This is a genomic window from Flavobacteriales bacterium (genome assembly GCA_021739695.1).
Classification (GTDB): domain Bacteria; phylum Bacteroidota; class Bacteroidia; order UBA10329; family UBA10329; genus UBA10329.
Genome location: JAIPBM010000004.1, coordinates 187683 through 201657, shown reverse-complemented (window position 1 = coordinate 201657; position 13975 = coordinate 187683). Strand labels below are relative to the sequence as shown.

Annotated in this window: 12 protein-coding genes; 6 read left to right on the top strand and 6 right to left on the bottom strand. The window is 46.0% G+C overall.

Translation table 11 applies throughout. The features are described from left to right. Positions 1–485: 485 nt before the first annotated feature. Positions 486–2615 (bottom strand): T9SS type A sorting domain-containing protein, encoded by a 2130-nt coding sequence (locus K9J17_04010; protein ID MCF8275878.1) that lies wholly within the window; start codon positions 2613–2615, stop codon positions 486–488. A gap of 255 nt (positions 2616–2870) precedes the next feature. Beyond that, positions 2871–3035, bottom strand: coding sequence for a hypothetical protein (locus K9J17_04005; GenBank protein ID MCF8275877.1), 165 nt, complete (start codon positions 3033–3035; stop codon positions 2871–2873). Between the two features lie 69 nt (positions 3036–3104). Between K9J17_04005 and K9J17_04000 the strand changes: the two genes are divergently transcribed. Together K9J17_04000 and K9J17_03995 are read left to right on the top strand one after the other, a co-directional pair. Continuing rightward, positions 3105–5726 (top strand): tetratricopeptide repeat protein, encoded by a 2622-nt coding sequence (locus tag K9J17_04000; GenBank protein ID MCF8275876.1) that lies wholly within the window; start codon positions 3105–3107, stop codon positions 5724–5726. Positions 5727–5808: 82 nt separating this feature from the next. Then, positions 5809–6084, top strand: coding sequence for a hypothetical protein (locus tag K9J17_03995; GenBank protein ID MCF8275875.1), 276 nt, complete (start codon positions 5809–5811; stop codon positions 6082–6084). Between the two features lie 40 nt (positions 6085–6124). Here K9J17_03995 and K9J17_03990 read toward each other — a convergent pair whose 3' ends face one another. Together K9J17_03990 and K9J17_03985 are read right to left on the bottom strand one after the other, a co-directional pair. After that, positions 6125–7096 carry a tetratricopeptide repeat protein gene (locus K9J17_03990; GenBank protein MCF8275874.1) on the bottom strand — a complete coding sequence of 324 codons (972 nt, stop codon included), beginning with the start codon at positions 7094–7096 and terminating at the stop codon, positions 6125–6127. Between the two features lie 452 nt (positions 7097–7548). Further along, complete coding sequence (locus tag K9J17_03985) at positions 7549–8814, bottom strand: hypothetical protein (protein ID MCF8275873.1); 1266 nt, start codon at positions 8812–8814, stop codon at positions 7549–7551. 189 nt (positions 8815–9003) lie between these two features. Between K9J17_03985 and K9J17_03980 the strand changes: the two genes are divergently transcribed. Genes K9J17_03980 through K9J17_03965 form a run of 4 tightly spaced genes read left to right on the top strand, consistent with a single transcriptional unit; the run spans position 9004 to position 11510 of the window. Then, positions 9004–9414 (top strand): hypothetical protein, encoded by a 411-nt coding sequence (locus tag K9J17_03980; GenBank protein MCF8275872.1) that lies wholly within the window; start codon positions 9004–9006, stop codon positions 9412–9414. Between the two features lie 21 nt (positions 9415–9435). After that, positions 9436–10284, top strand: coding sequence for a hypothetical protein (locus tag K9J17_03975; GenBank protein MCF8275871.1), 849 nt, complete (start codon positions 9436–9438; stop codon positions 10282–10284). 11 nt (positions 10285–10295) lie between these two features. After that, complete coding sequence (locus tag K9J17_03970; GenBank protein MCF8275870.1) at positions 10296–11060, top strand: hypothetical protein; 765 nt, start codon at positions 10296–10298, stop codon at positions 11058–11060. Positions 11061–11069: 9 nt separating this feature from the next. Beyond that, on the top strand, positions 11070–11510 hold the full coding sequence (locus K9J17_03965) for a hypothetical protein (protein ID MCF8275869.1): 441 nt from the start codon (positions 11070–11072) through the stop codon (positions 11508–11510). 63 nt (positions 11511–11573) lie between these two features. On the opposite strand, the gene K9J17_03960 is transcribed toward K9J17_03965, so the two are convergent. Both K9J17_03960 and K9J17_03955 read right to left on the bottom strand, forming a co-directional pair. Further along, a complete protein-coding gene (locus K9J17_03960; protein ID MCF8275868.1) occupies positions 11574–12587 on the bottom strand; it encodes a DUF1295 domain-containing protein in 1014 nt (337 codons plus the stop codon). 4 nt (positions 12588–12591) lie between these two features. Further along, a complete protein-coding gene (locus tag K9J17_03955) occupies positions 12592–13899 on the bottom strand; it encodes a fibrobacter succinogenes major paralogous domain-containing protein (GenBank protein MCF8275867.1) in 1308 nt (435 codons plus the stop codon). Between the last annotated feature and the right edge of the window lie 76 nt (positions 13900–13975).

Sequence of the window (13975 nt, the reverse complement as noted above, 5' to 3'; positions counted from 1 at the left end):
TATTTAATGATGGTATATTTCGCCTAGGTTCTTTGCTTTGAAACGGACAGGAGGCTTCAGGGATGATGACAGTAGGCGTAAAACGTCAATCAAATTAACCTAATGAAAACATGTCACCATCCCCTTTACCCCTGAAAGGAACTAACCAGGCTCGTTAGTAGTTCCATGCCACAATTTTACCGCGATTCCGGTGTGCTGGAATTATAATTTCAGGTAAAATCCAACCCAACTCCGCACCATTTTAGGTTATGCCGTACGGAAATTGGTGACTTGCTAATTGGCGGTGGAACAGAACAGGTTTTTTGCAGCAACTCCTTTATTGACAGGGCTACCGAGGAGTTGTTCTGTAAGACCTCCGAGGTTTTGAAAACCTCGGAGGTCTTAAGAGAATGCTCTCAAACCCACCTGCTTGACGAGTTGCAGTGAAGTGCATCTACCCTAGGGTCTGAGCCCTAGAGTAGATTGAAATTGAACTGCCGCTTGTGTTACTTGTCTTGAATGACAATACGAATGGAGTCAACAGTAACCCATGCGCCTCTATCTTTCCGCTGCAATGAGAGCAGGTAAACTCCTGTTGCTACACCTGTAGTGCTGAACCAATGCCCCTCTTTTAAAGCTTGGGTCTGTATCAAATGGCCAGCTATGTCCAGCAACTGTGCGTTGTAGTTGAACGAGTTGTCCAGTCCGTAGATCTTGAATCCTTGGTTTCCATTGGCTGGGTTCGGGTACACTACAACTTCCGAGATTGAATTCCCGTCAATTCCCACTGTTGTAAGGTCAACTTCAATGTAAACGGAGTCCTGATAAGTGTAGCAAGCATTGGTATCAGTAACTGTTACGTAGTAGTAGCCAGACTCTGTTGGGCTGGCCATTGGGTTAAAAACAGTGGCATCATCCAGGCCATCTGTTGGTGTCCAAGAACAGATGCTTCCGCCATAGGCTTCAATCTGAACAGGCGTACCGAAAAACTCTGCGTACTCACTCGAACCAAGTACAGCATTTACATGCGCTCCTCCTTCACCGATCAGATCAAATCCATTTCCTGTTACATCTGCCATTGTTGTAGCATTCTGACCATCTTCAAAATTCCAAAGTGCTACTGTATTGGCATCGTTCACGATGGTAAGTGTGTCTACATTGAAGTAACCAGTGTACCGTACAATATCAGATATACGTACATCATCCATACGGCCATGATAGGATGAAAGGTCGTTCTGATCGTTGTTGCCTAAGGCCGTAAACGTTGAAAGAGAGGTAAAACCGCTTACGAAGGAGGCAAGCTCAACGCCATCAAAATACACCGTATTGATACTGTCTGTTGTTTGATGTGTAAGCGCCAAATGATGCCATGCTCCGGTCACATCCTCTGTAAGTGTGATGTTTTCGACATGCGCTGTGCCTCCAAGAGCACTCATTCTCACTTCAAGTTCCAGTGGGGTAGGAAAGTACAGATGCATGCCATAACCTGCCGTTGAACCTAGCTGATCGAATAGTTTGCCAGGATCCTGACCGCATGCATTGAATATCATTTCCAGTGTAAAGTCACTTTCATTCGGAATAACAGTTCCTACATAAACTGCCTTGTCGCCATCACCGTCACTATAATACACTCCCGTTACATTTTCAGGAACCACACCGGGTTCGGGTGCTACAACTCGAATAAAAACCTCATCGAAGAATACCGGTGCACATTCGCTTGAATCAGAAATCTCCACTGTGTACCATGTATCAACTTCGGGAGATGCCATGACACTGATACCTGTTTCGGAACTGAGACCCGTAGAAGGGGTCCAAGTGCAAATTGCGCCACCGTTGGCCTCTATCATTACCGAACTACCCGCAACAACCACAATGGTGTCCTGCGCAATTCCCTCTGGAATGGCAATGGCGTGTGCACCTCCTTGTCCGAGCAATAAATGCCCAGCCACACTATCTACGAAAACCATAGCATTCTGTCCGTCTTCAAACGACCATTTGGCCACGGCATGTTCGGTCATGGCCGGATAGATACTGGCAAGCAAAGGCTCATTTGCATACAGTACCGTATCTGAAATAATGATATCCTCTAAAAATCCATTGAACGATGCATTGGCGTTACTGTCAAATCCACCGAAAGTAATGGACGTATAGGGGGTTATGGGAGCCTGAAAAGGATCTGTAGGGAAACCATCTACCCAGATCTGGTTCATGGAATCTGCTGCATTGTAAGCGTAGGTAAAATAACGCCAATCTGTATTCTGAAATGCGTAGCTCACGTTAGTGGTCTGTACACCACCCCCCGAGGCTTTGGTTCTTACTTGAAACCCTGAGCTGGTGGCGGTAACTTCAAACCCTACTCCTACAGTACTACCCAGAGCGTCTATTATGCACTCGGGGTTTGTCAATTCAGAATCACAGAGCCTATAGGTCAATTCTACTGTAAAGCTGCCAGATGGAATGGCAAAGTTGGTTCTGGCCCGGTCGTTCACGTTATCAGAAATATAGAACCCAGATGTGCCTGGCTCCCAATAAATGGGACCACCGCCTGGTGCCTGCTGCGCATTAGTAATGGTTGCCATTGCAACGAGGCCAAGTAATAGAACTGCCTTTAAAGGGTTTAGTAATATCAATCTCATGGTTATTGGTTTTAGTTATTAAACGAATATGCACCTTCGGTTCATACAGTAAATAACCTTGTCAAGTAAAAATCAAGCGACTTGATAACCATTTATTGGGGCAACAACTGGAGTACAGAGCATATTCACTTAGATGGATCAGCTATCAAACACCGATAGCGGCAAACGAATAGGGGTAAAACAGTGGTCGCGTGCCATTCTCTGTAAAGGGAGTGTAAAAAGGAGTCGTTTTGTAAGACCTCCGAGGGTTTTCCTTCAGCAGACCTTCGGGGTTTTCAAAAACTCGGTGGGCTCTTTTGGCCACCAAGGAGTTGCTTTGCCCCGCCTCCTGACAGGTGGCGCCAAGGAGTTGCCTGCCATAACAGTATCCGCGTAATCAGCATTGCTGTTGTAGCTCGTTTTAGTTATAATGTGATTCATAATTAACCAATTAGAGTCATCACTTACACATGGGCTTGTCGTACGCAACGCAACAAATACATCCAGGCCATGCATCAAGGCGTAAAAAGCCCCCTATCGGTTCTTAATTGGAACTTCATTTTACCCTCGATACTTACCAGCGCATTGCTGTTTTCTGTTGGCACTTATTGTTATGGTCAGTCTCAGATTTCTGATGCATTGCTCGGTGTGTGGAATGCTTCTGAGCAGACCTACACGCAGAGGGCCACTGCACTTGATGACCTGATATGGGACCATTACATGTACCGAAGACCAGACAGTGCCCTCATTATTTCAAGAGAGCTTACGCATTTTGTGGAGCGCGAGGCGCGGAATGATGATGCCCTGAACGCACGGATCAAAGGCACCATGGGTGTGGCATATTGGCAATTGGGGAAGTTGGACAGTGCCGCCCTGCATCTGCAGATGGCCTTGGCGCTTGATAGGAAGATCGGAAACCAGAAAGCACAGGCAGCAACGCTTACCAATTTGGGAAACGTATTTGCAGACCAAGGAGATTACAATGGTGCGCTTGTACGGTATCGCCAAGCCATGGCCAAACAGAGAGAGCTACAGGATACCACGGGTGTGATAATGACACTGAACAACATAGGTGTCCTGCACGACCAATTCACGGGCAAACACGATTCCGCTATCTATTATTACCGAAGATCGCTGGCGCTGCAGTTAAGTTCTGGAAATACAAGCGCCCTTAGTAGAACCTACAACAACATTGGCATTGTAATGCGTTACGTGGGGCAGCGCGACTCTGCCATGAACATGTTCATCGAAGCCGTAAAGATCGATAGGCTGGCCAACGATATGCAGTCGGAAGCGTATGGACTTAACAATATTGCCTACGTGTTGCAGGACATGGGTGTTTACTCAGCCGCATTGGACACTTTGAAGAAAAGTCTTGCGCTACGTACCGAACTTGGAGACTCTTCCGGTGTGGCCACTTGCCTGAACACCATGGGGCGCATCTATTCAAAACAGGCAGATTACCAAGGCGCCATAGATGCTCACACACGTAGTTTGGCCATTCATAGGGCCAGTCGTAGCAGACAGAACGAATCTGTTACGCTGAACAATCTGGGAATAGTGTACCGGGAATTGGAGGAATACGAAAAGGCCTTAGCGTACTTTTCTGCCAGTATGCACATACGCGAGCAGACGGGCGATAGAAAAGGAATTGCAGGATCGCTCGATAATCAAGGAAATATTTATGAAGTCATGGGGCAACTGAACCGTGCTTTACAATTATACCATAAAAGCTATGCCATACAGAACGAACTTACCGACAAGCGCGGCATGGCGCTTAGTCTCATCAACCAAGCATCGGTATTGGAGAAGCAAGGGAATGAAACCGGGGCTCTTAACAATTACATGAAAGCCTTGGAATTGCAGACAGAAGTGGGAGACGAAGAAGTCTCTGTTTCTTACAATTTGGGCATTGCCCGCATACTATTGAAGCAGAACAAGAAAGCCGAAGCAGCTGAGGTTGCAATGAAAGCGTATGACAACGCCAAGTTGCTTGGCAATGTTAGCAAGATACGCGACTGTGCATTGCTCAATGCCCAGATAATGGAACAACAAGGCAACCATCTACCAGCCTTGGTCATGTTCAAAGAATATATGCTGATGAGAGATAGCGTATTGAGTGAAGAAAACCTGAAGAAGGCATTGGCGGCTGATTTCAGGTACCGATTAGAGGCACAGAAAGCAATGTCGGAAGAGCGTTTGGCAATGCAGAAGAATCTCAGCAAAGCCGAACTCAACAGTCTGGAGTGGAAACTTTACGCAGCCGGCATAGGTTTTATCATGCTCTTGCTGTCAGGTGTATTGGGCATGCGCGACCTACAACGTAAAAAACGCAGCAACAAACTCATATCAGAACAAAAGCAGCGCATTGAGGAGGCACACAATGAGTTGAATGACAGCCTGCGTTATGCGCAAACCCTACAGCACGCCATGCTACCATCTGAAGCAAGCATCAGGGAGGATTTTCCAGAATCTTTTGTGATATATGAACCCAAGAATGTGGTTTCGGGCGATTTCTACTGGGGAAAGAAAGTGGACGACCTGATATACTTTGCAGTTGCAGACTGCACCGGACATGGAGTGCCTGCCGCCATGCTTAGCGTAATCGGGATTGATGGTCTGCTCCACGTTTTGGAGAACAACCCAATGGCAGATACATCTACATTATTGAATAAACTCAATGCAGAGGTAAGCGCACATTTCAGCCAAAGCGGAACGAATCTTACAGATGGTCTGGATATTGGACTGTGCCGTTTTGATATGACCAAAGGTGAACTTTGCTTTTCTGGCGCTTACCATTCCTGCTGGATATACAGGGACAACCAGCTTATTGAACTCAAAGGAAACCGCACATCCATTGGCCGTATGGAATCGCCTATTCGGTTCATAGGCCACAGGCACCTGCTGCAGAAAGGAGATATGCTTTACCTGTTTACAGATGGGGTCTATGATCAGTTCGGAGGGGCGAATAGCAGAAAACTGATGCGGAAACAGTTACGCAAGATCCTTGAGGAAATTGAGCGTTTACCTATGGAGCAACAAGCAGATTCCTTTAAACAGGCATGGAACAATTGGAAAGGAAATGAGGAACAGACCGATGATATATGTTTGATCGGTATTCGATGGACCTAATGGATCCCCAGCATTCAACGAGGGAATAAAGATAGAATACCAGCTGCGTGGCATTCCTGATAAAAGGATTGGGGCAAAACAGTTGTTCCTTGCCATTCCCAATAAAAGGAATGACACAAAGGACTTGCTAGGTGGCAACAACAAGCTTCGGGTTAAGGCAAAGCAGTTGCTCGGAGGCAACATCAAGCTTCGGGTTAAGGCAAAGCAGTTGCTTGGTGGCAACATCAAGCTTCGGGTCGAGGCAAAGCAGTTGCTCGGTGGCAACATCAAGCTTCGTGTTGAGGCAAAGCAGTTACTCGGAGGCAACATCAAGCTTCGGGTCGAGGCAAAGGAGTTGCTCGGTGGCATAAAGCATTGACCTCAGCAGCGGCTGCCAAATTCGAATCTGCTACCTTTCGTCAGAAAGCAGGTGTTTGACCTAGTTTGGATATACTATTGCGCTGCTGCCCTTTCTGCTTAAGTTCTTCATACTGAGCACGCTCATAATCCTGCAGATATGTTCGAAAACTCTCCGTTTCTCCAAGTTCTAGGCATACATCCATAAGCTGCTGAAAAAGCTCCTGCTCAAATATTTTGAGATTAATGGATCGCATATAGTTTAGCGCTGTTTCGAGTTCGAATTTTGCTTGTTTCAACTCTCCTGCTTCCTTTTTTGCTATTCCTATGTTAAGCATGGCAACTGCAATACCTCGTTTATGCCTATCCTGCTGGCGTAATGCCAAGGATTTGCGCAGAATTTCAATCCCTTCTTCGTACTGGCCTCGATGAACGTAAATACCCGCCATACCATCAAGCATATCTGCAATTCCCCGAATGTGTCCGATCTCTACAAAGTAATCGTGTGCATGCTGAAAACATTGCATGGAATCTTCGAAACGTGAAAGCTTAAAATACACGTTACCGATATTACCCGTAATGACTGCTGAAAGCTGGAACCGTTTGGCGACTTGAGCCGAAGAAAGGGCCCGCTCAAAATAGTCGAGTGCCTTATCGTACTGTTCAAGAATACCCGATACGATGCCCATTCCACAATAGCATTGTGCCACACCATAATGGTCTGACAAACCGAGTTTCAGATCTAAAGCAGCTTGAAATTGGATGATACCTTCCTGATATTCAGACATCTTCCAGAGACTATTGGCAAGACCTTCTCTTGCTCTGGCATTGGCTTTAGCATCAGAAAGTTTTTCCGCTAGTTCAATGGCTTCATAAGCATATTCACAAGCCTTTATGAAATTTTCATCCTTCAGCAATTCAACCAATTCCAGAAGCAACTGCAGCTTTACAGAATCATTCTGCTTTTTGGCATTACACTCACTCAACTTATCTTGAAGTGCATTGATCGTGTTTGTGGCGGATAGTTCCTTCATGGTGAAATGCAAGTTGTAGAATGCGAATTCATTCACCGACCCGAAACTCCAAGAGTCGTTTCAACGAATGCTTTTGCATCGATCTCAATGGTTTTTTACGTACCGAATTGGTATTGTTAAGCAGGCAAGTAACTTGCGTCAACCGGATTTGGTTATAACGTATACATACTATTTTTTACTGTTAGACCAACCACTAAGAACTACTTCAGTAAAGTCGTTATCAGAACATTTGAATGAGTGCTTCTCTGCTTGGCCAACATTAGCGAATCCGGTATTACAATGCCAACCTGAATGTTACCAACATGAGCCCCGATGCTGAGGGCCTCTACAGTGTGGAGGTGATCGGGTGATCAACCCAGCAGCGTAAACGGAAACGGGGCCAATTGGCCCCGTTTTCATTTGTTGTCATTTCCACCTGCGCAACAGTCAATATTGCTACGTAAGGTTGCATACTACGGACACACCAGATCCCCGATCACACCGAGCACCTCAAATTGCTCATTGATGGTATCTGGCAGCAGGGTATCGCTTACTGTAACCGTATATGTTCCTGGTTCATTTACAGTAATGCAAGAGCTGCTAGAGCCGTTGCTCCAACTGTATTGTCCACTATTAGCGGCACACAATTGGCATTCTCCAACACCTTCTCCAATGGTTGCAGAACCAGCGGCAGCACAGCCGTTGGCATCAACCACACTTACACTGTAGGTACCGGGCTGCCCCGGTGTAAGCGTGGTGTAAGTTCCTGCTGTTGCAGTTGCACCTGTTGACCACGAGAACGTGTACGGACCTCCTGTTCCGCCCGTGGCAATAGCCACCAATAAATTACCTGGGTCTACACCTACGGTTACATTAACCCCATTGGTCAAACACGGATTTACAGGCGTGGGTATCTGCGGCTCGGGGTCTGGCGTAGGATTACTCTGAGGCGTTCCAGGTGGGCCTGGGGTTCCTGCCGGAAGCGGTTCTGAGGCGTTGGCATTACTGGTAATTGCAACCAATACCCCGCCAACGATGAGTACACCTGCAATAACCGCAGCTCCAGCCGCAGCCACTCCCAGCGCTGCGCTACCCGCAGCAGTTCCTGCCAAAGTAAAACCCCCTCCGACACCGGAAACTATTTCAGCTACAACAACACCCGTTCCTACACCAGCCAGTAGCGTTACAAATGTCCCACCATCCTGTGGCGATGCCAACCTTTCCTGATAGAATATAGGGCGTTCCACAACGGTTCCGTTTGAGGTGAGTAACTCACTGGAGTAGATCAGTTCAGATTCACCAGTGCTCCAATTCACATCGTAATAGCTCATCACCATGCTGGTGTCTCCTTGCGGAAAAAAGAAAGAGACCATCGTATTCAACCTCGACCCGTTCACTTCCAGAATGGCCTTATCGAAATTGTTGGTAATGGGGTTGATGATGAAGTTGATGACAGTATCCGAATCGGCCTGCTTTACCCTAATGGTCTGCACCTGCAGCGGACTACCCTCCGCATCGAAATTTCCGTAAAAGTCAACCACATCACCGGTCAGTTCATTGGTGTAAACCGCTTGCAGCGCGTTGGCCTCTTCGTTGGGCACACCGCTATCGTTGGTATACACCGCAAAGTTCGAATCCACAGGGTTGTTATTATCCGGAAGGTCTTCCTTCTCGCAACCACTGAAAACGGGCGCTACCAGCAACACTGCCAGTGCGGCCAAATGTGTAATGTTTCTCATCATGTTCATTTTGAAGCAAAGAACAGGCTCCGTTCCAATACTTGCAATAGCCCTATAGGGTCATATTCTCACCTTCAGCGGACTAGCTACCAAAAAGTCTTGAATTCAAGTCCACCCGAAATATGACCCGAAAGGGCCATTGTTTCGATGAATAGAACTTAAAACCTTGCGCCATCAAAGAAATTCGTCATGAAAAACATCATTAAATCATTTCTGCTTGCTTTGGTCATCATTCAATCAGGTTGTATTAAAAAGGAATCAATCTCAGATTATTTAGTACGCAGCGATTACTGGAATCTGACAAACCATTGTTATGAATTCGGGTTTCTGTTGTTTAGAAGTGACGGTTCGGGCACTTTAAGCGTGAACGATGAATGCGTTGTTGGATACCCTTGCTTCAATCTATTACCATTCAATTGGTCGGTTGATGAGAAGACAGGTATTGTCAGTGTGATGTACAACAATCAAAGTTCGGCACAACTTATTTGCAATCAGGGAATTAGCTCCAACTCTGGAATTTATCCATCAACAGAGCTTGTTACCGTAAGCACCAGTACATCTGTTATTGTACTGCAGGGATATACATTTCAGAAAGACTAAACCTTCAAATCACCATACAAAATGAAACAACTTATTGCCATTCTGTTTTGCACAGGCCTGTTTCTCTCTCAATCCATTGCGCAAGACGTTATTTACCTCTTTACAGGAGATGAGATTGAGGCCAAACTCACCGAAATCTCCTCATCCGAACTCAAATACAGACGCATGGACAACTTAGATGGACCTGTGTTTGTGGTAGAGCGCAGCAAGGTTTTCAAGGTAAAGTACGCCAACGGGCAAAGTGAGGTAATAACCAAACCGGGCGCTGCTCCGGCTGCCAGTGCTACGCCTGCATCAGGTTTTGCGGGAGTTCCTTCTACTCCGGCCGCTTCGTCTGCTCCAGCAACAGGACCCAACGGTTTCAACGCAGAAGCATTTGGGCAGGATGGCAATTACTTCAATAATCAGCCTTACGTAATTGATAGAGCAAGTGGACAGATCGTTCAACTGGAAAAAGGCACACCTGAGATAAAAACCTCTACTGTGGCTGCGCCATTTTATGCAAGCAGCAGTTCTTCTTGGATGATGAAAGGAGACCGCTCCAATGTTCGCTTGAGCAGCAATGGCGGATTCAGCTTTGTGGTGAAGATCGCCCCTGGACTCGACCCACTTGACTATGTAAAACTGGTACGATTCGACCTGTTGCAGCGCAGCCGAAGAGACCCGGCCAAAGATCGCCACATGCCATCCATGAAAACCACTGGCTCTTGGGGTGGTGCAAGCTCCGAACAGGTTACCGAAAACAACATCAGATTAGAAATAAATCGTCTTGCCGATGGTGTGTACGAGGTGATTCCTAAAGACCCAATTGGCCCAAACGAGTACGCTTTTTACATCATGCATAAATTCTATGCCTTCGGCATCGACTAAAAACCAACATCATGAAAACCATCATTCTATTTCTAAGCATCATTATTCTCAGTGTTTCGCAAAGCCTGGCACAAGACCGTCTGTTCTTCCTAAATGGAGATGAGACGGATGTGAAGATCACCGAAATCTCATCATCCGAAGTAAAATACAAGCGTCTAGACAATCTCGAAGGACCATCTTTCTCTACGCTCAAAACCGAACTCTTTATGATCAAATACGCCAATGGCGATAAAGAGATGATAACGGCTCAAACCGCTGAACCAGTTCCCACGGAGCAAGAAGATTACACAACCAACAATGCTGAACAGACATCTCCCAACTCAAATTCGGAAAGCGGTTTAAGTAGTGCTGTAGTTGTAACGGACCAACCTAGTTCAGCATCTCTATCAAACGTAGATAAATGGGGGCGTACTCAAGAAGATAACATGCGCCTTTACAAGAAAAAACTGGTAAAAGGTGGGGTTCTGTTGGGTGTGGGAGGAGTCATGATTATTCCAGGCATAATTCTGTTTGCGCGTGCAAATCAATTTGAGAATGCAGGACTTGATGGAGACCCTTTACGAATCGGAGGGGCACTTCTTAGTGTTGGCGGTCTGGCCATGTTGGTTGCAGGCTCGGCCATTATGGGCAGCTCTGCCAAATACAAGAAACGTGCGAACCAGTTGGCAAATGGAAATGCGTCTCTATCTCCATCAATTATGAACATTCATAGCTACAGCGGTGCTGCCGTAAACAGTCAAGCTGGTTATGGATTAACGTTTAGCTATAACTTTTAACCAATGATCATGAAGAAACTTAAATCAACCTTCTATACAGTTGCGCTACTTGCAGTAATCAGTTCGCTAAGCAGCTGCTTGAAAAACCAAGTTGACCTTGAAGAACTTTTTATGGATAGTGGAGGCGATTGGGAAATCGTAAATCATTGCTCCGCTTTTGAACCAGTAGGGCAGCGATCAAGCTTAACTTTCAGCAACGGTGGAACTGGACTAATCATAATCTACCGCGATTGCGAGATGGGCGGAACACCCTGTACAAATTCAATGCGCTTTTTTTGGGAAATTGACGAAGAAAACGAACGAGTGAATATCACATGGCGCAACGAAAACTCCGTTCTGATTTGTAGCGAACTTCAGGATGCATTATTTCAACGAGCACCAGAATCCTTCACTTTTAATTCAGACACTGAAGAGATTATCCTTTGGGGACAAACTTGGGAAAAAGACTAAATCGGCTAACGGAAACTGGAACTGTCAGATTGCTAATTGAAAGCCACCTTCGGGTGGCTTTTTTCATATCACCCCTGGCACAAAACGCCACTTTACTTTAGCGCAATACGCTTGATAATCCGGATCTTTTATCAGATGTCGTTCTTCGGTAATTGCTCTGAAAAAGTAAAGCATTGTCCAAAAGGCCATGCCAAAAATGGCTAGTGGCGTGTGCGGAATGGCTGGAATGAGTACGATCCACCAGAATAGGTTTTTGCAGATGTAGGCAGGATGCCGAACAATGGCGTACGCTCCTTTGGTCACAATTCCCCGATTGGTAAGATTGGAGCATTTGGTGCCCAATGACACGGTGGCCGCCACATAACCTATCAAGAGAAACAACAGTAGAATTCTTGCTCCAAAAGTGACCTCAGCAGAACCAAACCAAGCATGATCGTTCGTATGCCATGGAGCCCATTTGGCAAATGAATCGGTAAATGGCGGATAACAAGCCAAGGCGACAAACCAACCGAAAAAGGACGTATCAACAGAACGTATTTTGTTCTTCAACCAACTCGCTTCAAACAAATATCCGAAGGCAAAGAACGCAGTATCTATGAAGAACAGCAGCGCAAGCATGAGCCCGTAAAAATGGTCGTTGAAAAACGACATGGAAAACCAATCCATTTCATGCGAAGCGAAGAAATTCAACTTGAATTTGATGGCGTTGAAATTGCCCACCGCAAACTTGATCATGATAGGTGTGAAGAAGAATTTTACCAATGCGAAGAGCAGGTTTCGTTTAGCTGATGCACTGATTTTAAATCCATCCTTCGGATTTCGAATAGCTGCTCTACTCGACTTCCAAAGCTGTTTGAGCGAAAGCCATAGTTTCAGACCGTAATTCAACCTTTTCTGCTTCGCTAGAAACAGCGCTTCCACCAAACTGATGACCGAAAGCAGAATGGCCAATACCAAGATGGTGTTCTTGGTATCGGCATTCAGCAAACTACTGTAATAGGGGTTGAAAAAATAGAAGCACGAGAAGCTCCAGATCAGAATGGCGTTGGCAAGAAGCCTAACGAAAATCCTACTCACCCAATCAATCTTTTACACAACGGCAAGGATGCCCACTTCCTTTGGGATCCTGACTTCCCAACACGGTTTGAACTCCATTGAGGCGAAAATATGTAGCATAGTAAACTGGAGTATTGTATGTTGTCTGACCCTGGCCATTGTAACCTGAAAATCCATTGGCATCAGAGGACGGGTCGACATAGCTACTCCACCAGGAAGCATAATTCTGAGGCGCATATATGTGTAACGAACCATTATCATTATAAGCGTAACCATTAGGGACTGCTGAGAATCCTGTTTGATTTGTGGTACTGATTGGCCAAGCGCCTACTTTTTCAAGCTGTGTAGCATCTCCCGAACCTAAGTATGATACTAACGTCTCCCAATCTTGTGCGGTTGGTAGGTGCCAGCCGTTAGGACAGATCAGGTTGGCAGTGTAAAAATTGTAGAGCCCACCCCAAACGTCTTTAAGCGCGGGATTATTATCTTTCCACGTCATAGCAAGCACATCATTTTCACTTGGGTACATTGGAGCCGTGTAATGACCGAAACCAGATGGAATTGGCTGTCCATTTCGCGTTCTAGTAGTCTTCATGTTTTCTGCCATCCAAGTTTGACTGCCAATAACAACTGTTTGATAAGTGTTTCCATCATCATCTGTTACAGTTCCAAAGACCGGGCCGCCAGAAGAACTAGAGCTGGAAGAGCCACCTGAGCTTGAACTTCCGCCCGAACTTGAACCGCCACTCGAACTTCCGAGGCCCAAGCAAGGGTCATCGCTAAAAAGCATGCAATTCCACGTGGTTGTTCCGTCTTTCAGAATGAGCATTCCGTTTACAAGGTCGAGCTGCTGAACCGTAAACAGCCAATTACCATTTCCTGCACCATCGACCAAGGTCAATACCGAACCCGAAACAGACCATGTTCCTTGATCATCCGAAATAATTGCCCCCCCAGCCTGCTCCACAATGGTCAGTCGGTAGAGGTTATTGCCACAGAGTTTCAAGGTAACTCCATTTGTCGGGTCTCCCCAATACCCATCGATGTTTTGAAAACCACCACCTGAACTTGAGGAAGAACTGCTGGATGAGCTTCCGTCCAAACAATCATTATCGGAAACTTCTCTTGTGCCGCAGTCAGCGCAATCTGTACCGCAATCGCAAAGGCTGTAAAGAGAATTCGGTCCGCCATCATCGCATTGACCATCGTAAGCGTACTGGCAAGTGTTATCGCAAACTTCTTCCGTGGCATTCTTGTCTTTGAAACAGCCAGACAACATCAAGGCAACGACCATGCAGGCTGCCGCTAAGGTTAAAACATTCCTATTATCCATACTCCAAAAATATGTTTGCTGATAATTTGAACAAATAGCCCTATCGGGTCATATTCGGTTCATTCATTGAATTACC